Raw genomic sequence first — 23,091 nt, 5'->3', positions numbered from 1 at the left:
ATGCCCGACAACAGCACGCTCACCGCACCTACGCATCCCGAGGTCGCCGCGATCCACGCACGGCTCGACGAAGGCGATGCGCGCATGGAGCGCATCGAGAAGAGCCTGGCGGCCAACACGGCGGCAACGGCGCGCGTGGAAGGCAACACCGCTGAGCTGGTCGACCTCTTCGCGAGCGGCAAGGGCGCCTTCAAGGTGCTCGAAGGGCTGGGCAAGCTGGCCAAGCCGCTGGCCGCCATCGTCGGCCTGTTCGTTGCCATCGCGACGGCGTGGACCATCTACCGCGGCGGGGCGCCGAAATGAGCACGAAGCTGCGCCTCGCCGCCGGCGCGCTCACGCTCAGCGCGGCTGCGTTCGTCGGCATCCTGACGCGCGAGGACTACGTGGGCACCGCCATGATCCCGACGAAGGGCGACGTGCCCACCGTCGGCTTCGGCAGCACGGTGAAGGAAGACGGTTCGCCGGTGCGCATGGGCGACACCACGACGCCGGTGCGAGCGGCCCAGCGCTCGCTGTCGCACATCCAGAAGGACGAGAGCGCGCTCAAGCGCTGCATCGGTGAGGACGTGCCCCTGCACCAGGCCGAGTACGACGCATACGTCGACCTGGCCTACAACATCGGCACGCGCAACTTCTGCACGAACCCGAAGACCGGCGGGCCCAGCGTCATCGTGCGCAAGCTGCAGGCGCGCGACTACGCCGGCGCATGCGATGCCATCCTGCTGTATCGCTACGCCGCGGGCTTCGACTGCTCCACGCCTGGCAACCGGCGCTGCGCGGGTGTGTGGACAGACCGGCAGCGCGTGCACAAGCAGTGCATGGCGGCGCAGTGACCATGCCCGATCTTCGCAATGCCGCGCTGTGGGTGATGGGAGTCCTGGTGTTCGTGCTGGGCCTGTCGACATGGAGCTACCGCACGCAGGCCAAGGCCACGGCGTTCGCCCTGGCCACGCAGAGCACCGCCATCGTGCAGCAGAACCTGGCAGCGGCTGCACTGCTGAAGACACGCACCGCCGAGCGCGATGCGGCGCAGAAGAAGCTCAATGAACGCGCCGCGGCGCAGGAGATAACCGATGGAAAAGCGACCCAGCAGATTGCTGCAGATGATCGGCAGCTGCGTGCTGCTCCTGTTCGTGTCCGGGTGCTCGACTGCGCCCGTGATGCCGGGGGCGGTAGTGGAGGCGCCCCAGGTGGTGCAGCCGCCACCTCCGAAGCTGGTGCAGGACACGCCGGCACGACCAGTGGGGTACTTTCGGAAGCTGGTGCTCGACGCCTTGCAGACGCCCTGACTGAGGTGGAGACGATCAATGCGGCATATCGATCCTGTCGACTCAGTCTGTTAAACGTTAACCACTAGTTCTGGTCGTGCTACGCCGTGCAGAATGTGAACCAGGAGCGGAATTTCACAATGAATCCTGCAATACTGGTTCGAGGCGCCACAGGGGTCATCATCGATTCAGTCCATGCAAGCGGTTTCGAGGACGCATTCGCGTTTTTAGATACTGGCGATGTCGCGTTGCGAGATTCCCAGTTCACAGGGACTGTGCGCGTCGAGCGGGCGAGAAATTTTGAAGCCTCTGGCAATGTGCAGCTCGACGCTTCAAGGGGGCGTCCTGACCTTCTATTGCCCGAAACAAGTTTCGAGAACTGTCGGCCAGTATGGCGACGGACCGAACTAAGCCCTCATGAGTATCACCAACTTTACGGGTCATAGTCGCATGGCAATGTTCGATATAAAAGACAGTGACAAAGTCAGACTGAACGACAACAAGTCCGCCGACCCAACGCTTCTCAAAGCCGAAAATGTCAAGAGTCTGCACGCCGCTGGGAATGAAGCTGGTGTCAAGAGCGTCGCTGAGACTCAGACGGAGCATTCCAAATTCCGCGCATTCTGCGGAAATCTTTTGACGCAAGTAATTGCTGGCGTTCTGTTGATTGTGATTGGAGCGTTGTTGGTTTATTTCTGGCCAACGTTCTTCTCCAAGTAATCATTCAATCAAGCGATCTCGCCTGCCCACCCAGTAGGGTTCGACCCGCGCGGTGCGCGCGCGAAGAATGCGGCCTCAGCACTCTGAGAGGCATGCATGACCAACACCACGCAGGGCGGCGCAGCTGCCACGCTGGCACGCACCAAGCGCATCGAGATCCAGCACTTCGCCGACGGCGGCACGGTGCGACGCACCACCGTCCGCGACTTCGGCAAGCCCGGTAGCGCGGCCGCGCAGCTGGCCCAGGTGCCGGCGTCGCATGCCGGTGCGAAGAACATCGAGCACGGCGGCCCGGTGAATGGGCCGGGCGGGCCCACGAGTGACTCTGTGCCGCTGTGGGGCTCCGCCGGCGAGTTCATGCTCCCGGCCGACACGACCGCGGCAGTCGGCAAAGACCAGCTGCAGGCGCTGGTGGATGCCACGCACACGCCGACGAAGAGCGCGGGCGAGAAGATGGGGCGCCTGGCGCGCGCCGACGGCGGGCTGGTCGATCCTGGCGCCGTGACGCGGGTGGGCAACTCGTACACGGGCGGCAATGTCGCCGGCAGCATCACCGTCAACGGCCAGGCGCCGGGCGGCACCGTGAGCACCACCGACTCCATCCGCACGCCGCCAGCACCTCCCGCTGCGTCTGTCCTTGGCGCGCCGTCTTCGGTGATGCCGGTGTTTCCGAAGCCTGCGGTACCGGCGGCTGTGCCCGCAGCGCCCGCCCAGATCTCGATGGCTGCGCCGGCGGCGGCTTCCCTCGACTACGCGAACCGCAATGCGGCTTTCAACGCCGCCGCGCAAGAGCGCACGGCGGCACTGTCTCGCCCCGCGACCACGCTGCGAACAGCGACGCCGTCTGCTACGGCTCCGGCCGCTTCGCCGCTCCCTGCATCGGCTGCTGACGCCTTGGCTCGACGCCCCGTGCAGGGCGTCGTGGGATATGCCGATGGCGGCGAGGTCGAAGATCCGCGCAAGCGCGATGCGCAGCAAGTCATGGCCACGGTCGTCGATGCCGCTGGGGGCGCGATGCCTGCACCCGCGCAGGTGCTCGCTGCGGCCCCTGCATCGCCAGCGCCCTACGTGGCCGAGATCCCGCGCGGCCGCTACGAGTCGGCGGCTCCGTTCCCCGCACCGGCACCGGCAGCTCAGGCTGCAGCCCCTGTCGCAGCACCGGCCGCTGCCCTTGCTGCGCCTCCTGCCGCAACGGCCGCGGCGCCTGTCGTCGAACCGGCCGCCGTGCCCGCACAGTCGGCGCAAGCTCGGCTGGCCACAGTACCGGCGCCTGCTGCAGCAGCGTCGGCGCGCGCGAATCCGCTGGGCGGCCTGGCCGACACCAATGCGCAGCTGGCCAGCCTGCAGGCCTCGAACGCCGCAGTGCCACAGGGCGGCGCAACCATCATCGACAACGCAGCGTCCGAGGCCGACCGCCGGGCGCAATTCAACGAACAGGCGAACCTGCGCAACGCCCTGAACGGCTCGGTGATGACGCGCCGCGGCGCAGTGCAGAACGAGGCCGCGGTGCAAGCGGCTCTGCTGCCGATCGACGCACGAGCCCGCATGGCGCAGGTAACCGCGAAGGAAGCGGGCGACACCCAGCGCGCGACGATCCAGGAGCGTGGCGCCAATGCGCGCGCCCAGCAGGCGCTCGGCGTCGATCAGCAGCGACTTGCTCTCGACACCAGGAAGGTCGCGCTTGACGCAAACCGCGACGATCGCGCGGCCGCCGCGGCCGAGCCGGCACTGGCGCTGGCCCAGCGCAAGGCCAGCCTGCAGGCGGTGGTGGCTGACGCCAACAGCACGCCGGCGCAACGCCAGGCTGCCGCGCAGCAGATCGCCGGCATGGAAGGCAAGGAGCTGCTGGGGCATGCGGCACCTGCGGGCTACGAGCGCACCGCCGACGGCAACCTGCGCTTCATCAAAGGCGGGCCAGCAGATCCGGACACCCCGAAGGGCAAGAACAACCTGACGGACACGCAAGGCAAGGCGCTGCAGTTCGGCAGCCGCATGCAGGAGGCCAATGCCATCTTCGATGACCTCGCATCGAAGGGGAAGCTGTTCTCAACCGTTGGCGCGAACAACGCCGTCACCGGTGCCGTCGTGAATCAGTTCAACTCGGCCGAGGCTCAGCAGCTCGACCAGGCGAAGCGCAACTTCCTGAACGCCGTGCTGCGCCGCGAGTCGGGCGCAGTCATCAGCGATGCCGAGTTCGAGAACGGTGCCAAGCAGTACTTCCCCGCCGTGGGCGATTCGGAGGAGGTCATCAAGCAGAAGCGGGAGAACCGCCTGCTGTCGACGCGCGGCATCCTGGCCGAGGTGCCCGATTCCGAGCGTCGCGTAGCCGATGTCCGCGGCACGGCGCCGCCGCCCGCGAAGATCAATTCGGCCGCCGACGTTGCGGCGCTGCCGTCCGGCGCGACCTTCATTGGCCCCGATGGCAAGACCCGGAGGAAGCTGTAATGGCTGAGTGGTACGAAGCCTATCCCGAGGTCGGCGCCGAGCCCGCCGCGCGCGCGCCGGCGGCGCCCGCAGTAGCGGCTCCGATCTCGGCACCTGCGCCCGTGGCGCAGACTGCGAGCGCACCACCGCCGGCAGCGAGCGCGACTGCCCCGGCCGCCGCGAACTGGTGGGAGCAGTATCCCGAGGTCACGCCAGCCGAACCCGTCGCGGCGCCAGCACCAGCTGCTGCCGCTGCGGCCACCGAACCCGCAAAGCCCGAGCGATCGGTCATCGGTGAGCTCGGCCACCAGGTGGGGCTGACCGCGCGCGCTGCGGTGCAGGGCGCTGCTGCGCTGCCGGGCATGGTCTCCGATGCCGCCACGGGCTTGGTCAATGCCGGCCTGGACGCCTACACCGAGACGCGCGCGCCGACCGTGTCGGAACTCGTGACGGGCCAGAAGGAAAAGGGCTTCCGCTTTCAGAAGGTCTCCAGCGCACTCGGCAACATCATGGACCAGGCGGGCGTGGCCCAGCCGGAGAACGCCACGGAGCGCGTCGTGCAGGACGCTGCCACGGGCGTGGCCACGGCGGTCACCGGCGTGGGAGCTGGGCAGGCACTCACGAAGGCAGCAGGCCCGATCTCGAAGGCTGTGGGGACCATGCTGTCCGCCGCGCCCGGCATGCAGGCGGTGAGTGGTGCGACCGGCGCGGGCGCTGCGGGGCTGACGCGCGAAGGCGGCGGCGGCGCAGTGGCGCAGGGCGTTGCAGGCCTCGCCGGTGCGCTGGCGCCGACCGTGGCTCCGTTCGCCGCCCAGGCCGGCATGCGAGGCGCTCTGCGCGGTGGTGAAGCCGGGCGCCAGCGCGTGGCCGACAACATCGCGACCTTCGAGGAGGCTGCAGGCACCACGCCGACCCTTGGCCAGGCCACCCAGTCGCGCACTCTCCAGGCGGCGGAGACCGGATTGTCGAACGTCGTGGGCGGCTCGAGCGTCATGGTGCGGCGCGGCGAGCAGCAGGCCGATGCCTTGGCCAAGAGCGTCGAGGACCTGACAGCGCGGCTTGCGCCCACCGCCACCGGTGCAGATGCCGGCGAGGCAATTTCGCGCGGCGTGAAGGTCTTCCGCGACAACGTGCGCACGACACAGGAGCGGCTCTACAACTCGCTCGACCGTCACATCGCTCCCGATGCACCGATCACGGTGAGCAACACGCGCGCCGCACTGCAGGACCTGAATGAAGGCATCGACGGTGCGGAGAATCTCTCGAAGTGGTTCCGGAATGCGAAGCTCAGCGACCTCGAGAAGTCGCTGGTTGCAGACCTCGAGGCCGCAGCGGCAAAGCAGGCACCGGCCGGCTCGCGAAGCAGCGTGATGAATGCGCCGCCCCTCAATCTGGATACTGCCGCGCTGCCCTACGAGAGCATCAAGAAAATGCGCACGCTGGTCGGGCGCGAGATGAGCGACGCGAACTTCACCTCGGAGATCAACCGCGACAAGTGGTCGAAGCTCTACGCCGCGCTGAGCGAAGACCTCGGCACCACGGCGCGCGCCGCCGGGCCGCAGGCAGAGCAGGCGTGGGCCCGCGCCAACACCTTCACGCGCCTGGCCAGCGAGCGCATGGAGCAGATCTCCTCGATCGTGAACCGCGATGCGCCAGAGAAGATCTTCAAGGCGGCCACCAGTGGTCTGGCCGACGGCGGCACGCAGATCAACCGCCTGATGAAGTCGATGCCCGTTGAGAACCGGCGGGAGGTGGCCGCTGCTGTGCTGCAGCGCCTCGGCCGCGCGAAGCCGGGCCAGCAGAACGAGCTGGGCGATGCGTTCTCGAGCGAGACCTTCCTCACCAACCTTGCGAACCTGTCGCCGGCCGCGCGCAAGGCGCTGTTCAACACCTCGGGCTTCCCCGGGCTGGAGAACAGGGTGACGCTGATGGGGCGCATGGCTGCCAACCGGCGCGAGGGCAGCAAGGTGTTCGCGAATCCTTCGGGCACCGCGCGGCAGGGCGCCATGATCGGGTGGGCCGCAGGCCTCGGGACGGCGCTTGCCACCGGCAATTCAGGTGCGATCACTGCGGTGCTCGCTGCCCCAGTCGTGGGCAACCTTGGCGCACGACTCGCGACGAGCAGCCGTATCGTGAAAGCGATTGGAAGACGCACCGAGCTGTCAGGTGCTACTGCACCGGCTGTCGCAGCGGAGGCGAGTCGGGTGCCGACCGGGGACGAACGTCCGGGCCTACGGCGAATGAGGGAAGGAAGGGCGGCCCGCCTCAGCGAAGCCAGGACGCCACAAGGGCGATGATCCCCAGCACGAACACAGCGATGGCGACGAGCAGCAAGCCGGCGTGGCCGAGCATTGACCGGTCGTCCTTGGCACGTTGATGGCGGTCGTACTCCGCCAGCAGTGCGGGGACGTTCTCGCCAGTGAAGTTCTTGGGGTCCTTGGCCATGCCCGGAATGTAGCAGCACGCCGGAGCCCCCGGTAGGGGTGGCCCAGGTGCCCGGCACCGGGAAGACTGGGGCCCACGATGACCACCACCTCGAACCTCGACACCGGCGCTCACGAGGCGGCCACCTCGCCGCACAGCCCGCGCCCGGAGCCGACGGCCGCGCAGATCGCCGCCGGCAACTTCCAGAAGGGACACGTGCGCATTGCCGGGCTGGACGTCACTGTCGAGTTCCCTGAGGGCTCCGTGCGCAAGGGCGTGGCCAAGGACGGGACGTCCTGGATGCGCCAGATGCACGCGCACTACGGCTACATCAAGCGCACGACAGGCGCTGACGACGAGCACGTCGACGTCTACATCGGCCCGAGCCACAAGTCGCTGCGCGCCTTCGTTGTCGACCAGGTGGACGCCCGCAGCAAGTTCGATGAGCACAAGATCATGCTGGGCTACACCAGCCGCGAGGAAGCCCGCAGCTCCTACGCCAAACACTTTCCGCCGAGCTTCAAGGTCGGAAAGATCACCGAGATGTCGGTGTCGAAGCTGCGTACCTGGCTGGAAGGCGGCGACCTGAAAAAGCCGCTCAATCGACTCGTTCGCGCGTAGCTTTCGCCTCGGCGCGCTGTTCCTTGCGCCACGCCCACGGCGGCACCGGATCTGCATCGCGCCACAGGCCCACGCGCTTGGCCCGCGCCTCGGTCTCGGCGAACTCGTACTGACCCCGCGCCTGCGGCGTCTGCTCTCGCGCGTAGTCGCGATACCACCAGGCCATGCCGAGCGTGATCATGGCCAGCCCGGCATCGACCGTCATGGGGCCGTTCGGCGCTGACGCCGGTGCGACGTGCACGCGGCACACGCTGCGGCCGTAGCGATCGGTCTTGGGGCAGTCGAGCTCAACGTCCTTCATGTAGACCAGATCGGACAGCGCCTGCTTTGAGCGCTGGCCGAAGGGCTGCTTCTTCTCCGGTGCGTCGATGCCGTTGAATCGCACCTTCACCTGCTCGTAGGCGCCTGGCTCGCCGCAGCGCGCGGTGATGGTGTCGCCGTCGCTGACGCCCACCACGAGGCACTCGCGCGACTCGGCCGCGGCGGCGCATGCAGGCGCGAGCAGGGCGGCGAGCAGGAGAGGGCGCAGGCTTCTTCGAATCATTGGGGCATCAGCTTAGAGGAAGGTCGGCAACTTCAGGTCCGAATCGTGCGGCCACGATGGCGCGGCCGACGGCCAATCGCGGGTTCGGTCCTTCCTGCCACGGCCCGCGGCCTTCCGGCAGGCGACCACCCGGCCGGCCCACCACGATGGAGCACCACTGATAGCTCTTGCCGGGCATGGGCGCGATGTGGATTGCCTCGCGCTCGAGCAGTTGATCGAAGCCTGGCCAGGAGGTGGTGTACGCCGTGCCGGGCTCTTCGACCAGCGCTTTGGCAATCCAGGCGTGCAGGGCGGCGCCCGCCAGCTCCGAGGTCTTCATTCCTCAGTTGAGATGAGCGACACCTCGGTGCCATCGGCGGCGATCATGACGCCCGGCGTGCTGTCGGAAACTTCTACGCGCACGCCCATGTGCTCGAACCCGTCGATGTTGGGGCCGCCGATGCCGTTCTTGCGCGTCTCCACGTACACCGTGTGCTGCTCGGGCGTGAGGATGAATTTTTGCGGGTAGGCGTTGCCGTTCGCGCGCCAGTGGGCGATCAGCTTTTCTGTCATCGGAAGGTAGAGGCTCTTCATGGTCTCAGCCTCGCTCGCGCAGGATCTCGACCGGGCCGATGCCGCTGTAGACCACGTCGCTGGTCTTCAGGGAGGTCACGGTCCAGCGCTCGTCGGCTGCGCCCGGCGTGACCTTGTAGTCGCCGATCGAGTGCGGGAGAGGGTGGTCCTGGGTGACGTCGCGGCCCAGCCAGGTCGGCATGCGCAGGATCGTGGTGGATGCGGGGAAAAAGTCGGTCTGGCTCATGGTCGGGATTGTCGCTGGCGGCCTGTAGGGGGCGGCGATACCACCCCTGGGTTGTATTTCGCAATTACTGCCTGTGGGTGGTATCTGCCACGACCCCGTGCGGGTCATGGTTCGCCTCAGAAGCGGCCTGCAGCAACCTCAAGGACTGTTCCGAGGGAAGCGAGTGGACCTCGCAAAACCAGACCTGGTAGCACCATCGGTCCGCGACATGCTCAGTGCCCGCGAAACTGATGGTGTCGTTGAAGCAGGCGACGAGTTCAGGGCGCCACAAGATTCCCAGCGGCGGCTGTTGATCGCCCGGGCGGGCATGCCAGAGGCCAAGTTGCAAGCGACCTTCTATGCTCTGCAGCTGCAGCATGCCGCTCGCCCATTCCTGGTCGACAAACTCGCGCTTGCTCAGTCTCGTCCCGCCACGGTAGCGACGACGCATCTTCACTCGCATGCTGGCTCACTCGCTCGCACCTCAGAACGGCACCGGCCCATAGTTCGCGCGGATCTGGTCGCCGGCACTGCCGTCGCGAGCATCTCGGAAGCGGTCTCCCACCGCCGCACACAGTTCCGCCACGCCGTGGGCAAACGCCGTCAAGTCAGGCGAGAGCGTCTGGGTTTGATGCACCAGGCCGATCTCGGCCGCCAGCTTCTGGAACTTGCGTTCGGCGCTGGTTAGCGAGTCCGCCGCGCCCGTGCAAGAGTTGAAGTGCTGGCGTGCCACTTCTTCGGGCGGCCGGTGCCCGACCACATGGTGGAGCGCATGGCCTTCGAAGTCGGCGATCTCGTGATCCACGCGGCCACCTGCGAGGCGCGCCCACTCTTGGACGTAGCGAGAAACCCAGTCGTTCTTGGCCTCACGACGGTTCAGCTCGAGCAGCGACAGTTCGGGCTCTTTCGGCGCCGCCGGCATGGCGGAAGACGGGTCGAAACCGGGGATGGTGATGGTTTCCATGGGGCTCTCCAATTACTGTATGAAAATACAGTATCGGACTCGGGAATCCGCCCGTCAACAGATAGCCGAGCGCAAAATTCGACCATGTGCAGCCACTACCAAGCGGAGAAGCGACGCCGTCAGATCGAGAAGCGATTCGGGATCACGTTGCCCCCGAACTGGGAGCCGCCGCGCGGCAGCATCCACCTGGATATCCATCCCACCTACATGGCGCCGATCATCCGCCGTCCGCTGGAGCGCAGCTCGGGTGATGACGTGGTGCCCGACTTCGAGGTGGTCGGCGGGCATTTCGGCATGCTGGCGCGGTTCGCCAAGGACCTGGCCTACAGCACCACCTACCGGACCTACAACGCGCGCACCGAAACCGTTGCCGAGCTGCACACCTTCAAAGAGTCCTGGGAGCGCGCGCGGCACTGCATCGTGCCGTGCGAGGCGATCTACGAGCCGGACTGGCGCACGGGCGAGCACGTCCCGACACGGTTCACGGCGGCCAACGACGACACGCTCGGTGTCGCCGGCATCTGGGCCCCGTGGCGCAACCCGGTCACGCGGCAGGAAGAGCTGACCTTCGCAATGCTGACGGTGAACGCGGATGACCACCCGATGTTCAGCCTGATGCACAAGCCGGATCGGACGCGGCCGCCGGACCAGCAGGACAAGCGCATGGTCGTGATCCTGCCCTCGGGGCTGTACGCGGCATGGCTCGATGCGCCCGCCGAGCGCTCGATGGATTTTGTGAGGCAGTACCCCGCCGAGAAGCTGCGCATGGTCGGCGAGCCGATCCCGAAGGCGCAAATGCGCCTCTTCTGATCTACCGCCGCGGCCGGCGGCAGCAGGTGCACCGCATCGCCCGCGGCGCGGCCGTGCGCGGCAGATGCGCGCGTGCCTTGCGCGTGCCCTCGGTGAATTCCGGACGCTCAAAAATCAGCAGCGCCTGGGCCAGGCGGGCGATGTACCTTGGATCGTCGTTGTCGGCGAGCGGGTAGATGACGTCGCAAATCATGGTGAGCAGGTCGCAGTCGATCGCGCCCTCGCATTGCTCGTGGAGCTCGTCCCTGAACTCGTGCCGCCATGCCTCTTCATCGCTCAGGGTTTGGCCGGCGATCACGATGGGAATGAGGGGCTTCCACATGGCCGCATCGTATGGCGTGCGTGCCGCGTTGCGAAGCACTGGATATGAGACGTGTCGCATACATCGTCTCATTTGGACCCAGAATGAAAAACGCCCGCTATCGTTTGGATAGCGGGCGGTTCAGCATTACTGCGCTTGTTGGTGGTGGGCCCTGAGTGACTCGAACACTCGACCTACGGATTAAGAGTCCGCTGCTCTACCAACTGAGCTAAGAGCCCTTGCTTTGAAAACCGTTAGTGTTTTCTGGCAAGACCACGAGTATATACCAATCTTTTTGGGACTTCAAAAATTTTCTGCACATTTGTACGAGAGCGTTAGGATGCGCGACCGTCGGGGCCCCGCCCCACCCCTATCCGAGGAGTTTTCGATGAGCGATGCAAGCAACACGCCCCATGTCCTGATCACCGGCGCCGCGGGCGCGCTGGGCCGGGCCGTGGCCCAGCACTTTCTTGACCAGGGCGCGCGGCTCGCGCTGGTCGATCACCACGCCGGTCGCCTGGCCGAAGTCTTCCCGGGCCTGGACAACTCGCAGCACCTGCTGCTTGCCGGCGACGTGACCTCGGCGCCCGACATGGCTGTGCTCACCGGCCAGGTGCTGCAGGCCTTCGGCCGCGTCGATGCGCTGGTGCACATTGCCGGCGGCTTCGAGATGGGCGAGGCGACGCACGCGCTCTCGCGCGCGAGCTGGGACCGGATGATGAACCTCAACGCCTGGTCGTTCGTCGCCGTGACGCAGGCCGTGCTGCCCTCGATGATCGAGCGCCGCGCGGGTCGCATCGTCGCGGTGACGGCCAAGGTGGCGGCGCGCGGCCTGCCGGCGATGGCGGCGTACATCGCGTCGAAGAGCGCGCTGCAGCGGCTGGTGGAATCGATGGCGGCCGAGGCCGCGCCGCACGGCGTGAACATCAACAGCGTGGCGCCCAGCGTGCTCGACACGCCGGCCAACCGCCAGGCGATGCCCGACGCAAACCCGGCCGAGTGGGTGTCGACCTCGGTCGCGGCGCAGACCATCGGCTTCCTGGCATCGCCAGGCGCCGCGGCGCTGCACGGCCAGCACCTGACGCTCGACGCCTGACATTTCCCGGCCGCAGTGCACAGCTGCAAATGAAAAAGGCCTTGGCGATTGCCAAGGCCTTTTTGCTGGGTCGGTTGGTGGAGAGGAGGAGGATCGAACTCCCGACCTCCGCATTGCGAACGCGGCGCTCTCCCAGCTGAGCTACCCCCCCAACACAGCCCACATTTTATCCAGCCGCGCATTTCCATGCACGCGGCCGTGCCAAGATGCGCCCCGGAAAAACAAGGAGCAAGCACCGCATGGAAGCGCACGACCCCGCCTGGCTGGAAGGCATGTACAACAACCTGGCGCGGGTGAAGGAACACCCCGCGTACTTCGCGCGCTGGGGGCGCGATTCCGCCGTGGCGCGCGACACGCTGCCGTGCCGCATCGACGTGCCCTACGGCACCGGCCCGAACGAAACGCTCGACGTCTTTCCGGCGCCTGTGCCCGATGCGCCGGTGCTGGTCTTCATCCACGGCGGCTACTGGCGCGCCATGGACAAGAAGGACCACTCGTTCATCAGCCCCGCCTTCCACGACCGCGGCATCTGCGTGGTGCAGCCCAACTACGCGCTGTGCCCGGGCCCGGTCGACCAGCCGGTGACGGTGCCGGGCATCCTGCTGCAGATGGTGCGGGCGCTCGAATGGACGTGGCGTCACGTGGCAACGTATGGCGGCGATCCGTCGCGCATCACCGTCGCCGGGCATTCCGCGGGCGGCCACATGGCGGCCGCGTTGCTGGCCTGCGACTGGAAGGCGGTCGCGCCCGACCTGCCCGCGCAGCTCGTGCGCAATGCCTTGTCGGTGTCGGGGCTGTTCGACCTGCGGCCGCTGCAGCGCACGCCGTTCCTCGAGCACACGCTGAAGCTCACCGATGCCGACGCGCGGCGCGCAAGCCCTGCGCTGTGGCCCGCGCCGGCGCGCGGCCAGCTCTATGCGGCGGTGGGGGGCAACGAGAGCGCGGAGTTCATCCGCCACAACGCGATGATCCGCGAGGCCTGGGGCCGCCACACCGTGCCGGTGTGCGAGGTGCTGCCGGGGCTGGACCACTTCGGCGTGGTCGATGCGCTGGCCGATCCGGCGCACGCGCTGCACCGCTACGCGGTGCAACTGCTCGAGGCCTGAAAGAAAAGAGACGGGCGGGGAGGCCGCCCGTCGCGCTCACATCAGCAGGTGTTCGCCGGCGTTGTCGCCGCCCAGCGTGACGTAGTTGACCTTGCGGATGTCCATCAGCGTGCGGCCGCCCGCGTAGCTGATCGAGCTCTGCACGTCCTGCTCCATCTCGACCAGCGTGTCGGCCAGCTTGCCCTTGATGGGCTCGAGGATGCGCTTGCCTTCGACGTGCTTGTACTCGCCCTTGTTGAAGTCGCTGGCCGAGCCGTAGTACTCCTTGAAGAGCGTGCCGTCGACGTCGACCGTCTTGCCCGGCGACTCTTCGTGGCCCGCGAACAGCGAGCCGATCATGACCATCGACGCGCCGAAGCGGATGCTCTTGGCGATGTCGCCGTGGTCGCGGATGCCGCCGTCGGCAATGATCGGCTTGGTCGCCACGCGCGCGCACCACTTGAGCGCCGACAGCTGCCAGCCGCCCGTGCCGAAGCCGGTCTTGAGCTTGGTGATGCAGACCTTGCCCGGGCCGATGCCGACCTTGGTCGCGTCGGCGCCCCAGTTTTCCAGGTCGATCACGGCTTCGGGCGTGCCGACGTTGCCGGCGATCACGAACGACTTCGGCAGCTTGGCCTTGAGGTAGCCGATCATGTTCTTCACGCTGTCGGCATGGCCGTGCGCGATGTCGATGGTGATGTATTCGGGCACGAGGCCCTGGGCCACCATCTGGTCGACGGTGTCGTAGTCGGGCTTCTTCACGCCCAGCGAGATCGAGGCGAACACGCCCTTGCCCTGCATGTCCTTCACGAACTGGACGTTGTCCAGGTCGAAGCGGTGCATCACGTAGAAATAGCCGTTCTGCGCGAGCCACAGGCAGATCGACTCGTCGACCACCGTTTTCATGTTGGCAGGCACCACCGGCAGGCGGAAGGTGCGTTCGCCCAGCGTGACGCTGGCGTCGCATTCCGAGCGGCTTTCCACGCGGCATTTGCGCGGCAGCAGAAGGATGTTGTCGTAATCGAAGATTTGCATGACCAGGCTCCAGAAAGGAATCGTTGAGTGGAACGAATGAGCGCTTGGTCCGGCCGGTTCTCGTGGTCGCGTCATGAAAATGACGGCCAAAAAAAACCGGACGCAAGAAACTTGGGCCCGGTGATTGATTTTACGGCCATGGCGATGATGCGCAAGTTGCCGGAGCGTATTGACCCTATGGGTTGCTGCGTATACCCGACGACCGCAGTGCGCCTCTTCCTCAGAACCGGTAGCCGATGCCCACGCCGAACAGCCACGGGTCGACCTTCACGGTCGACAGCTGCACGCCATTCATGTTCACTGCGCTGCGGATGCGCAGCTTCTTCACGTCGAGGTTGAGGTAGGTGTTCTTCGCCACCTCGATGTCGACGCCGGCGCCCAGCGCGAGGCCGAAGCTCTCGTTCTGCAGCTGCAGGCGCCCGACCGTCGGCACCTGCAGGTTGACGCTGCTCAGTCGCGTGTAGTTCAGGCCCGCGCCGATGTAGGGCCGGATCTTCGCGGTGGGCATGAAGTGGTACTGCAGCATCAGCGAAGGCGGCAGGTGCTTGAAGCTGCCGATGTCCACGGGCCCGCCCAGCGCGCTCTGCTGCACGGTGACCGTCTGTTTCTGCGGCACCGTCAGCACCAGTTCGGCGGCGATGTTCGGCGTGAAGAAGTAGGTGACGTCGAGCTCGGGAATGGTCTTGCTGTTGACCGTGATGGCATCGGCCGGAATCGACAGGTCGGCCACCGGGGCCGAGTGGTTCGCCGGCTTCAGGTACACGGCGCGGGCGCGCACCAGCCAGTTGCCTTGGGCTTCCTGTGCCGCGGCCGGCAGGGTCGCCATGGCGCCGAGCAGGGCGGCGAGGCAGGCGGGGGCGAGTTTCTTGGGCATGGGTTCTCCAATGACGGCCGGCGCGCAGGGCCGGCAACTGGAAGGCAGTCTCCTGCCGAGCAAAGCCGCCTCGCTTGATCTGCCGCAAGCGCGGCGGGCCGGCGCACGCGAGTGGGCACCGCCTTGATCCAGGTCATGCCCGCAGGGGCAAGCGCGCCCGGCGGGGCCCGGGGCGGGGCAGCTTTCTACAATGGCACCCATGCTCCCTCACGACCTGTTTTCCGGCGCGTCCGCAGCCGATACGGGCGGCCCTGCCTCGCCGTTGCTGAACAACCTCAACGCCGAGCAGCTTGCTGCCGTCACGCTGCCCGCGGGCAATGCCCTCATCCTTGCCGGTGCCGGCTCCGGCAAGACGCGGGTGCTCACCACCCGCATCGCCTGGCTGCTGCAGACGGGGCAGGTGTCCGCCGGCGGCATCCTGGCCGTCACCTTCACCAACAAGGCCGCCAAGGAAATGATGACGCGGCTGACCGCGATGCTGCCGGTGAACGTGCGCGGCATGTGGATCGGCACCTTCCACGGCCTGTGCAACCGCCTGCTGCGCGCACACTGGAAGCTGGCCAACCTGCCCTCGACCTTCCAGATCCTCGATACACAAGACCAGCTCTCGGCCATCAAGCGCCTGATGAAGCAGTTCAACGTCGACGACGAGCGTTTTCCGGCCAAGCAGACCCAATGGTTCATCGCCGGCGCCAAGGAAGACGGCCTGCGCCCCGGCGACATCGAGGCCCGCAGCGACGACGACCGCAAGAAGGTCGAGCTCTACCAGCTGTACGAAGAGCAGTGCCAGCGCGAAGGCGTGGTCGACTTCGGCGAGCTGATGCTGCGCAGCTACGAGCTGCTGCGCGACAACGAGCCCGTGCGCGAGCACTATCAGCGGCGCTTCCGCCACATCCTGGTCGACGAGTTCCAGGACACCAACCGCCTGCAGTACGCATGGCTGAAGATGCTCGCGGGCCACACGGCGATCGGCGGCCACTTCACGCCGGGCGAGCACAACAGCGTGATCGCCGTGGGCGACGACGACCAGAGCATCTACGCCTTCCGCGGCGCGCGCGTGGGCAACATGACCGACTTCGTGCGCGAGTTCGACGTGCGCCGCCAGATCGTCCTGGAGCAGAACTACCGCAGCTACAGCAACATCCTCGATTCGGCCAACGAGCTCATCAGCCACAACAAGAAGCGCCTGGGCAAGAACCTGCGCACGACCCAAGGCCCAGGCGAGCCCGTGCGCGTGTACGAATCGCCCACCGACCTCGCCGAAGCGCAGTGGATGGTCGAGGAAATGCGCCAGCTGGCGCGCGACGGCTTCGACCGCAAGGAAATGGCCGTGCTCTACCGCAGCAATGCGCAGAGCCGGGTGATTGAAACGGCGCTGTTCAACGCCTCGGTGCCGTACCGCGTGTACGGCGGCCTGCGCTTCTTCGAGCGCGCCGAAATCAAGCATGCGCTGGCCTACCTGCGCCTGCTCGAGAACAAGGACGACGACACCAGCTTCCTGCGCGTCGTCAACTTCCCGCCGCGCGGCATCGGTGCACGCACGCTCGAAAGCCTGCAGGACGCGGCGCGCGCCGCCGGGCGTTCGCTGCACGACGCGGTGAGCGCGGTCGGCGGCAAGGCTGGCTCGAACCTCACGGCCTTCGTCGCCAAGATCGACGTGCTGCGCGAGCAGACGCAAGGCGTGAGCCTGCGCGAGATCATCGAGCTGGTGCTCGACCACAGCGGCCTCATGGAACACTACAAGGCCGACCGCGAAGGCGCCGACCGCCTCGAGAACTTGGACGAACTCGTGAACGCGGCCGAAAGCTTCGTCACGCAGGAAGGCTTCGGCCGCGACGCCGTGGCGCTGCCGGTCGACGAGCTGCGCCAGTCGCCCGCCAGCCAGGGGCTCGACCCCAGCCGGCCGGTGCTCGACGAGCCGCTGGCGCCCGATGCCGAAACCGGCGAAACGCTGAGCCCGCTCGCGGCCTTTTTGACGCACGCGGCCCTCGAGTCGGGCGACAACCAGGCGCAGGCCGGGCAGGACGCGGTGCAGCTCATGACCGTGCATGCCGCCAAGGGCCTGGAGTTCGACTGCGTGTTCATCACCGGCATGGAAGAGGGCCTGTTCCCGCACGAGAACTCGATGAGCGATTTCGAGAGCCTCGAGGAAGAACGCCGCCTGATGTATGTGGCGATCACGCGCGCCCGCAAGCGCCTGTACCTGAGCCATTCGCAGACGCGCATGCTGCACGGCCAGACCCGCTACAACGTCAAGAGCCGCTTCTTCGACGAGCTGCCGGAAGGCGCACTCAAGTGGCTCACGCCGAAGAACCAGGGCTTTGCGCCTTCGGCCTTCGGTTATGGCGGCGGCTACGGCAGCACGCGCGGCGGTGCCGGTGGCTACGGTGGTGGGGGAGGCGGCGGCAACCGTTACGGCGGAGGCGGTGGCAGCGCGAGCAAGGACACCTTCGCCAGCCCGCCCGTGCCGCCGCAGAAGACCGCGCCGTCGCACGGCCTGCGCTCAGGCATGCAGGTGTTTCACAACAAGTTCGGCGAGGGCACGGTGACCGCGCTGGAAGGCACCGGCGACGATGCGCGGGCACAGGTGAAGTTCGCGCGCCACGGCGTGAAGTGGCTGGCGCTGTCGGTGGCGAAGCTCACGCCGGTCTGAGTCCGGCGGTCCCGCTTGCCCGAAAGGGCAGCGGGCGATGCCGACTTCAGTTCGCGTCGAAGCTGTCCCGGAACGTGAACCAGGTCGAGGCCAGCGACATGGCCGCCAGCACCAGCGCGGTGCCGATCATCAGGATGTTGCCGATCGCCAGGGCTGCGCCGTCGGAGCCCATGGCGCCGACGCCGATCAGCACGGTGGCGAGCAGGCCGATGGCGATGCCCGCGAGCATGAACACGCCGAACCACGCCAGGCCGAACAGCGCGTAGGCGCCGAAGTTGCGGAACAGCGCGACGATGCTGAAGAAGACGCTCTTCACCGGCTCCACGCGGTGCCAGTGCACCAGCGCCGGCGCATGCCACATGGCCAGCGACAGCGGCAGGTTCAGGCACATCAACAGCGTGCGCGCCGTGAGGAACTCGCTGCTCTTCATGACCTCGGGCGTCACCACCTCGTCGAACAGGTAGGCGCGCATGAGCTGGCCGCCGTCGACCAGTGCCGTCAGCGTGACGGCCAGCACGAAGTACACGGCCGAGATCACGCCCAGCACCACCAGCGAGCGCCATTCGGTGCGCATGGCGTCGAACACCGCGATGAACATGGCCGAGCCCGTGGGGCGGCCCAGATCGCCCGCGTTGCCCAGGCCATCGGCGTTGTCGGTTGCGGCCACCGAGGTCGCGACCATCAGGCCGAGCGTCATGAAGGGCAGCAGGATCGGGGCGAGCACGCTGCCGAGCAGCGGCAGCATCGACACCGTCGAGATCATCGCCATCAGCAGGAAGAACAGCGAGATGAAGGCCAGCGGCTGGCGCCAGAAGGTCTTGAGTCCGAGGCGGACCCAGTCGAAGCCGGTGCGCGCCGGCACGAGGTGGAGTTTCATGTGGGGGGTCAGAAGGTGTGAATGAATCCGGCGTGGCCGAGCAGGCCGCCCAGACGCGCCCAATCAAGGCGCAAAGCGCAGCCATAGCTTGGGCTATGGCGAGCATTTGCAACGCAGAGTGGGTGTGTCTGGGCGGGATGAGCGGGCATGGCGGGTTCGGTCACACCTTCTTTAGGCTGCCAGCGCCGGCTCGAGGACGTGGGCGATGGCGTGCGGGTGGGTGGCGCGCTCGCGCAGCACGCGCTCGAAGTGCGTCGGGTCGTGGGGCTTGAGCATGCTGGCCTCGCGCGGCAGGTGGAAGTCCCACAGGCGCGAAATCCAGAAGCGCAACGCGGCGGCGCGCAGCATCGCGGGCAGCAGGGCGCGCTCGGAGGCGTTCAGCGCGCGCACGCCTTCGTAGGCGGCGAGCAGGGCGTCGGCGCGGGCGGCGTCATGCCGGCCGCTGGCCAGGTCGATGGCCCAGTCGTTCAAGCACACGGCCAGGTCGAACAGCCAGGTGTCGGTGCCGGCGAAGTAGAAATCGAACACGCCGGTGAGGCGTGGCGGCGCATCGGGCCCGCCGTCGGTCGCGAACATCACGTTGTCGCGGAACATGTCGGCATGCACCGGGCCGCGCGGCAGCGCTGCATAGGCCGACGATTCGGCGACATGGTTCTGGTAGGCCAGCTCGGCGCGCAGCAGCGCGGACTGCGCCTCGTCCATGTGGGGCAGCACCACTGGGGCGGTCTCGTTCCACCAGGGCAGGCCGCGCAGGTTGGGCTGGATGCGCGGGTAGTCGCGCCCGGCCAGGTGCATGCGGGCCAGCATGGCGCCCAGTTCGGCGCAGTGGGCGGCCGTGGGGGCCAGCTCGCTGCGGCCCGACAGCTTCTGCACCAGCGCCGCGGGCTTGCCGGCCACGCGGTGCAGCAGCTCGCAGGGCGCCTGTGCGGGGATCGACAGCGCATGGCCGGTCGGCGGCGCCACGGCCGGGTCGGCCACGGGCGCGGGCACCGGCAGGCCGGCACCGGCCAGGTGCTTCATGAGGCAAAGGTAGTACGGCAGCTGCTCGGCGCTCAGGCGCTCGAACAGCGTCAGCACGAATTCGCCCGACTCGGTGGTGGCGAAGTAGTTGGTGTTCTCGATGCCGCCCTCGATGCCGCGTAGCTCGCGCAGGGCGCCCATGCCAAGGCGCTGGACGAGCGCGTCTGCCTCGCCGAACTGGACTTCGGTAAAAACTGCCATGGCGATGCTCAGCGCCGGACGGCGGCTGCGGGAGAAAAGAGGGAGGGCGGGAAGGAGAACGACAGCGTCACGGTCAGAACTTCAGCACGTTCCAGACACGCGGGCCGTTGCCGCCGCTGTTCGCGTCGCCGGTCGTGCCGGGGCGGGCGCTGCCGCCGTCGTTGGGCAGCACTTCGTAACCGGGCATGTTCGACTTGGGCTTGACGTTGATGCTCTGCGTGCGGCCGCCATAGCGCACCTCGTCGACCGAGGCGCCGCTGTCTTCCGTGTGGATGTGCTCGACCTTCTGGTTGCGCCGGCCGTCGGCCTGCTCCTGATTTTGTAGCGGTTCCGCCGGGGCCGGCTTGGCAGCGGGCGCGGCCGGCGCCTGCGCGAGGGCGGCAACGGGGGTGGCGAAAGCCAGCGCCAGCAGGATGCGGCGGGCGACCAGGAGTGGGGAGCTAGGCATGCACGGATTGTAGGCGTGCACCCGCTGGCGGCGTGTCGGCCGCCAGCCGACCCTGGTGTCGTTCGGGGCGCCGGTCCGGGCACGGCAAAATGCCCCGATGACCGACAAGAAAACGCTGCTGCTCGTCGATGGCTCGAGCTACCTGTACCGGGCCTTCCACGCGATGCCCGATCTGCGCGCCGTGCCCGGCGACCCGAAGAGCCCGGCCACCGGGGCGATCCGGGGCATGATCAACATGATGACCGCGCTGCGCCGCGAGGTGCGCGCCGACTACGCGGCCTGCATCTTCGACGCCCCCGGCAAGACCTTCCGCGACGACTGGTACCCCGAGTACAAGGCCAACCGCTCGCCGATGCCCGACGACCTGCGCAGCCAGATCGACCCCATCCACGAAGTGGTCAGGCTGCTGGGCTGGCCGGTGATCACCGTGCCCGAGGTCGAGGCCGACGACGTGATCGGCACGCTTGCCAAGGTGGCGGCCGCGCAGGGCGTCGAAGTGATCGTGTCCAGCGGCGACAAGGACCTGAGCCAGCTGGTCGACGAGCACATCACCATCATCGACACGATGAACGGCAAGAAGCGCGACATCGCGGGCGTGACGGCCGAGTTCGGCGTGCCGCCCAGCCTCATGGTCGACTACCAGACGCTCATCGGCGACACGGTCGACAACGTGCCCGGCGTGCCCAAGGTCGGCCCCAAGACAGCGGCCAAATGGCTGCTCGAATACGGCTCGCTCGATGCGCTGGTCGAACGCGCCGCCGAAGTGAAGGGCGCCGCCGGCGAAAACCTGCGCCAGGCGCTCGACAAGCTGCCGCTGAGCAAACGCCTCGTCACCATCCGCACCGACTGCGACCTGAACGGCTTTGTCGAAGGCCTGCCCTCGCTCGAAGGCCTGCCTGTCGGTGCGCCGCAGACGGCCGAGCTGAAGCCCTTCTACGAGAAGTTCGGTTTCAAGAGCCTGGTCAAGTCGCTCGAAGCGCAGGAAGTACCGCCCGAGCTGATCGAAGAGAACGCCAAGAAGAAGGCCGCGTCCAAGGCCGATCGCGACCAGGGCGGCCTGTTCGATGAGCCTTCCGAGCTGGACGCGCAAGAGGCCGCCGCGCCCGCGAGCAACCTCAAGTACGACACCATCATGGAGTGGGCGCAGTTCGACGCCTGGCTCGCCAAGCTCGAGGCCGCCGAACTCACGGCCATCGACACCGAGACCACCTCGCTGGACGAAATGGTCGCGCAGATCGTGGGCATCAGCTTCAGCGTCACGCCGGGCGAGGCCGCCTACATTCCGCTCACGCACAACTACCCCGACGCGCCCGTGCAGCTGCCCATCGACGAGGTGCTCGCCAGGCTCAAGCCCTGGCTCGAGAACGCCGACAAGAAGAAGCTCGGCCAGCACATCAAGTACGACCGCCACGTGTTCGCCAACCACGGCATCGAGGTGCAGGGCTACGCGCACGACACCATGCTGCAAAGCTACGTGCTCGAAGTGAACAAGCCGCACGGCCTGTCGTCCCTGGCCGAGCGCCACCTGGGACGCAGCGGCATCTCTTACGAGGACCTGTGCGGCAAGGGCGCGCACCAGATCTCCTTCAGCCAGGTCGACATCGCCAAGGCCGCCGAGTACTCGTGCGAAGACAGCGACCAGACGCTCGACGTGCACCGCACGCTCTGGCCCCTGCTGCAGAAGGAAGAAAAGCTGGCCTACATCTACCAGCTCGAAATGGATTCGAGCGAGGCGCTGTACCGCATCGAGCGCAACGGCGTGCTGATCGACGCGCCCACGCTGGCCGCGCAGAGCCACGACCTGGGCACGCGCATCATGGCGCTGGAGCAGGAGGCCTACGACATCGCGGGCCAGCCCTTCAACCTCGGTTCGCCCAAGCAGATCGGCGAGATCTTCTTCACCAAGCTGGGCCTGCCCGTGGTCAAGAAGACGCCGAGCGGCGCGCCCAGCACCGACGAAGAAGTGCTGGAGAAGCTGGCCGAAGACTATCCGCTGCCCGCCAAGATCCTCGAGCACCGCGGCCTTTCCAAGCTCAAGGGCACCTACACCGACAAGCTCGGCCAGCTGGCCAACCCGCGCACCGGCCGCGTGCACACGCACTACGCGCAGGCCGTGGCCGTCACGGGCCGCCTGAGCAGCAACGACCCCAACCTGCAGAACATCCCGATCCGAACGCCCGAAGGCCGCCGCGTGCGCGAGGCCTTCGTGGCACCGGCGGGCAGCGTGATCGCCAGTGCCGACTACTCGCAGATCGAGCTGCGCATCATGGCCCACATCAGCGGCGACGAGTCGCTGCTGCGCGCCTTCACCGACGGCGTCGACGTGCACCGTGCCACGGCCGCCGAGGTGTTCGGCACCACGCCCGACCAGGTGTCCAGCGAGCAGCGCCGCTATGCCAAGGTCATCAACTTCGGCCTCATCTACGGCATGAGCAGCTTCGGCCTGGCGAAGAACCTGGGCATCGAGACCAAGGCCGCGGCCTCGTACATCGATCGCTACTTTGCGCGCTACCCGGGCGTGAAGACCTACATGGACCAGATCGTGGAGTTCGCGCGCGAGCACACCTATGTCGAGACCGTGTTCGGCCGGCGCCTCTACCTGAGCGAGATCAACGGCGGCAACGGCCCCCGCAAGAAGGCGGCTGAGCGCCAGGCCATCAACGCGCCGATGCAGGGCACGGCCGCCGACCTCATCAAGCTCAGCATGGTCAAGGTACAGAACGTGCTTGACGAAGAAAAGCGCGCCACCAGGATGATCATGCAGGTGCACGACGAACTGGTGTTCGAAGTGCCCGAGGCCGAGGTCGAATGGGTGCGCACCGAAATCCCGCGCCTGATGGCCGGCGTGGCGGCGCTCAAGGTGCCGCTGCTCGCCGAGATCGGCGTCGGTCCCAACTGGGACAAGGCCCACTGATCCCCGCTGATCCACGTTCGCACGACCCAACGAG

At 67.2% G+C, this 23,091-nt stretch carries 25 protein-coding genes and 2 tRNA genes; 12 read left to right on the top strand and 15 right to left on the bottom strand.

The window, feature by feature from the left end; genetic code table 11:
- The 6 genes from AC57B8_RS32675 to AC57B8_RS32650 all read left to right on the top strand — a co-directional run bounded on the left by AC57B8_RS32675 (position 1) and on the right by AC57B8_RS32650 (position 6,709).
- The gene (locus tag AC57B8_RS32675) at positions 1-303 is read left to right on the top strand and encodes a hypothetical protein (protein WP_496481886.1); all 303 of its coding nucleotides are present in this window, start codon (positions 1-3) and stop codon (positions 301-303) included.
- Complete coding sequence (locus AC57B8_RS32670; protein ID WP_496481885.1) at positions 300-833, top strand: lysozyme; 534 nt, start codon at positions 300-302, stop codon at positions 831-833. The genes AC57B8_RS32675 and AC57B8_RS32670 overlap by 4 nt, the downstream gene beginning before the upstream one ends.
- A gap of 2 nt (positions 834-835) precedes the next feature.
- Positions 836-1,357, top strand: a complete 522-nt coding sequence (locus AC57B8_RS32665) for a hypothetical protein (RefSeq protein ID WP_496481884.1) — start codon at positions 836-838, stop codon at positions 1,355-1,357.
- A gap of 328 nt (positions 1,358-1,685) precedes the next feature.
- The gene (locus tag AC57B8_RS32660; RefSeq protein WP_496481883.1) at positions 1,686-1,988 is read left to right on the top strand and encodes a hypothetical protein; all 303 of its coding nucleotides are present in this window, start codon (positions 1,686-1,688) and stop codon (positions 1,986-1,988) included.
- 96 nt (positions 1,989-2,084) lie between these two features.
- On the top strand, positions 2,085-4,433 hold the full coding sequence (locus AC57B8_RS32655) for a hypothetical protein (protein WP_496481882.1): 2,349 nt from the start codon (positions 2,085-2,087) through the stop codon (positions 4,431-4,433).
- Complete coding sequence (locus AC57B8_RS32650) at positions 4,433-6,709, top strand: hypothetical protein (protein WP_496481881.1); 2,277 nt, start codon at positions 4,433-4,435, stop codon at positions 6,707-6,709. Before AC57B8_RS32655 ends, AC57B8_RS32650 begins: the two co-directional genes overlap by 1 nt.
- Here AC57B8_RS32650 and AC57B8_RS32645 read toward each other — a convergent pair.
- Entirely contained in the window at positions 6,678-6,857 is a 180-nt protein-coding gene (locus AC57B8_RS32645) for a hypothetical protein (RefSeq protein ID WP_496481880.1), read from the bottom strand. The two genes, AC57B8_RS32650 and AC57B8_RS32645, sit on opposite strands and share 32 nt — an antisense overlap.
- A 78-nt stretch (positions 6,858-6,935) precedes the next feature.
- Between AC57B8_RS32645 and AC57B8_RS32640 the strand changes: the two genes are divergently transcribed.
- The gene (locus AC57B8_RS32640) at positions 6,936-7,457 is read left to right on the top strand and encodes a hypothetical protein (RefSeq protein WP_496481879.1); all 522 of its coding nucleotides are present in this window, start codon (positions 6,936-6,938) and stop codon (positions 7,455-7,457) included.
- Here AC57B8_RS32640 and AC57B8_RS32635 read toward each other — a convergent pair.
- The 6 genes from AC57B8_RS32635 to AC57B8_RS32610 form a co-directional block, all read right to left on the bottom strand.
- A complete protein-coding gene (locus tag AC57B8_RS32635; RefSeq protein ID WP_496481878.1) occupies positions 7,435-8,001 on the bottom strand; it encodes a thermonuclease family protein in 567 nt (188 codons plus the stop codon). The two genes, AC57B8_RS32640 and AC57B8_RS32635, sit on opposite strands and share 23 nt — an antisense overlap.
- 7 nt (positions 8,002-8,008) lie before the next feature.
- Complete coding sequence (locus AC57B8_RS32630; protein WP_496481877.1) at positions 8,009-8,320, bottom strand: hypothetical protein; 312 nt, start codon at positions 8,318-8,320, stop codon at positions 8,009-8,011.
- Positions 8,317-8,574: a hypothetical protein gene (locus AC57B8_RS32625; RefSeq protein WP_496481876.1), complete on the bottom strand. Its 258-nt coding sequence runs from the start codon at positions 8,572-8,574 to the stop codon at positions 8,317-8,319. Before AC57B8_RS32625 ends, AC57B8_RS32630 begins: the two co-directional genes overlap by 4 nt.
- 4 nt (positions 8,575-8,578) lie before the next feature.
- Positions 8,579-8,800, bottom strand: a complete 222-nt coding sequence (locus tag AC57B8_RS32620; RefSeq protein ID WP_496481875.1) for a hypothetical protein — start codon at positions 8,798-8,800, stop codon at positions 8,579-8,581.
- Positions 8,801-8,864: 64 nt separating this feature from the next.
- Entirely contained in the window at positions 8,865-9,230 is a 366-nt protein-coding gene (locus AC57B8_RS32615; RefSeq protein ID WP_496481874.1) for a hypothetical protein, read from the bottom strand.
- Between the two features lie 33 nt (positions 9,231-9,263).
- Positions 9,264-9,743: a hypothetical protein gene (locus AC57B8_RS32610; protein ID WP_496481873.1), complete on the bottom strand. Its 480-nt coding sequence runs from the start codon at positions 9,741-9,743 to the stop codon at positions 9,264-9,266.
- A gap of 84 nt (positions 9,744-9,827) precedes the next feature.
- On the opposite strand from AC57B8_RS32610, the gene AC57B8_RS32605 reads away from it, so the two are divergent.
- On the top strand, positions 9,828-10,553 hold the full coding sequence (locus AC57B8_RS32605) for an SOS response-associated peptidase (protein ID WP_496481872.1): 726 nt from the start codon (positions 9,828-9,830) through the stop codon (positions 10,551-10,553).
- A 1-nt stretch (position 10,554) separates the two neighbouring features.
- Here AC57B8_RS32605 and AC57B8_RS32600 read toward each other — a convergent pair whose 3' ends face one another.
- Together AC57B8_RS32600 and AC57B8_RS32595 are read right to left on the bottom strand one after the other, a co-directional pair.
- Positions 10,555-10,875: a hypothetical protein gene (locus AC57B8_RS32600; protein WP_496481871.1), complete on the bottom strand. Its 321-nt coding sequence runs from the start codon at positions 10,873-10,875 to the stop codon at positions 10,555-10,557.
- Positions 10,876-11,017: 142 nt separating this feature from the next.
- Positions 11,018-11,093: transfer RNA gene (locus tag AC57B8_RS32595), tRNA-Lys, on the bottom strand.
- Positions 11,094-11,242: 149 nt separating this feature from the next.
- Here AC57B8_RS32595 and AC57B8_RS32590 point away from each other — a divergent pair.
- Positions 11,243-11,950 (top strand): SDR family NAD(P)-dependent oxidoreductase, encoded by a 708-nt coding sequence (locus AC57B8_RS32590; protein ID WP_496481870.1) that lies wholly within the window; start codon positions 11,243-11,245, stop codon positions 11,948-11,950.
- Positions 11,951-12,025: 75 nt separating this feature from the next.
- On the opposite strand, the gene AC57B8_RS32585 is transcribed toward AC57B8_RS32590, so the two are convergent.
- A tRNA-Ala gene (locus AC57B8_RS32585) sits at positions 12,026-12,101 on the bottom strand.
- A gap of 88 nt (positions 12,102-12,189) precedes the next feature.
- On the opposite strand from AC57B8_RS32585, the gene AC57B8_RS32580 reads away from it, so the two are divergent.
- Positions 12,190-13,056, top strand: a complete 867-nt coding sequence (locus AC57B8_RS32580; RefSeq protein ID WP_496481869.1) for an alpha/beta hydrolase — start codon at positions 12,190-12,192, stop codon at positions 13,054-13,056.
- 36 nt (positions 13,057-13,092) lie between these two features.
- On the opposite strand, the gene AC57B8_RS32575 is transcribed toward AC57B8_RS32580, so the two are convergent.
- Positions 13,093-14,070, bottom strand: coding sequence for a GMP reductase (locus tag AC57B8_RS32575; RefSeq protein WP_062468948.1), 978 nt, complete (start codon positions 14,068-14,070; stop codon positions 13,093-13,095).
- 220 nt (positions 14,071-14,290) lie between these two features.
- A complete protein-coding gene (locus AC57B8_RS32570; protein WP_496481868.1) occupies positions 14,291-14,944 on the bottom strand; it encodes an OmpW/AlkL family protein in 654 nt (217 codons plus the stop codon).
- A 199-nt stretch (positions 14,945-15,143) separates the two neighbouring features.
- Between AC57B8_RS32570 and AC57B8_RS32565 the strand changes: the two genes are divergently transcribed.
- The gene (locus AC57B8_RS32565; protein WP_496481867.1) at positions 15,144-17,597 is read left to right on the top strand and encodes a UvrD-helicase domain-containing protein; all 2,454 of its coding nucleotides are present in this window, start codon (positions 15,144-15,146) and stop codon (positions 17,595-17,597) included.
- Between the two features lie 46 nt (positions 17,598-17,643).
- Here AC57B8_RS32565 and AC57B8_RS32560 read toward each other — a convergent pair whose 3' ends face one another.
- The 3 genes from AC57B8_RS32560 to AC57B8_RS32550 form a co-directional block, all read right to left on the bottom strand.
- Positions 17,644-18,474 (bottom strand): BPSS1780 family membrane protein, encoded by an 831-nt coding sequence (locus tag AC57B8_RS32560; protein ID WP_095744262.1) that lies wholly within the window; start codon positions 18,472-18,474, stop codon positions 17,644-17,646.
- Positions 18,475-18,645: 171 nt separating this feature from the next.
- A complete protein-coding gene (locus tag AC57B8_RS32555) occupies positions 18,646-19,695 on the bottom strand; it encodes a homoserine kinase (RefSeq protein ID WP_496481866.1) in 1,050 nt (349 codons plus the stop codon).
- A 73-nt stretch (positions 19,696-19,768) separates the two neighbouring features.
- Entirely contained in the window at positions 19,769-20,143 is a 375-nt protein-coding gene (locus AC57B8_RS32550) for a hypothetical protein (RefSeq protein ID WP_062468938.1), read from the bottom strand.
- A 97-nt stretch (positions 20,144-20,240) separates the two neighbouring features.
- Here AC57B8_RS32550 and polA point away from each other — a divergent pair, with 97 nt between their 5' ends.
- Positions 20,241-23,057: a DNA polymerase I gene (gene polA, locus AC57B8_RS32545; RefSeq protein ID WP_496481865.1), complete on the top strand. Its 2,817-nt coding sequence runs from the start codon at positions 20,241-20,243 to the stop codon at positions 23,055-23,057.
- Positions 23,058-23,091: the final 34 nt, after the last annotated feature.

This window comes from Variovorax sp. BGA-UO-ETr-C22 (assembly GCF_059567965.1).
The sequence above is the reverse complement of the archived record's forward strand: the minus strand, read 5'-3'. Positions and strand labels throughout refer to the sequence as shown.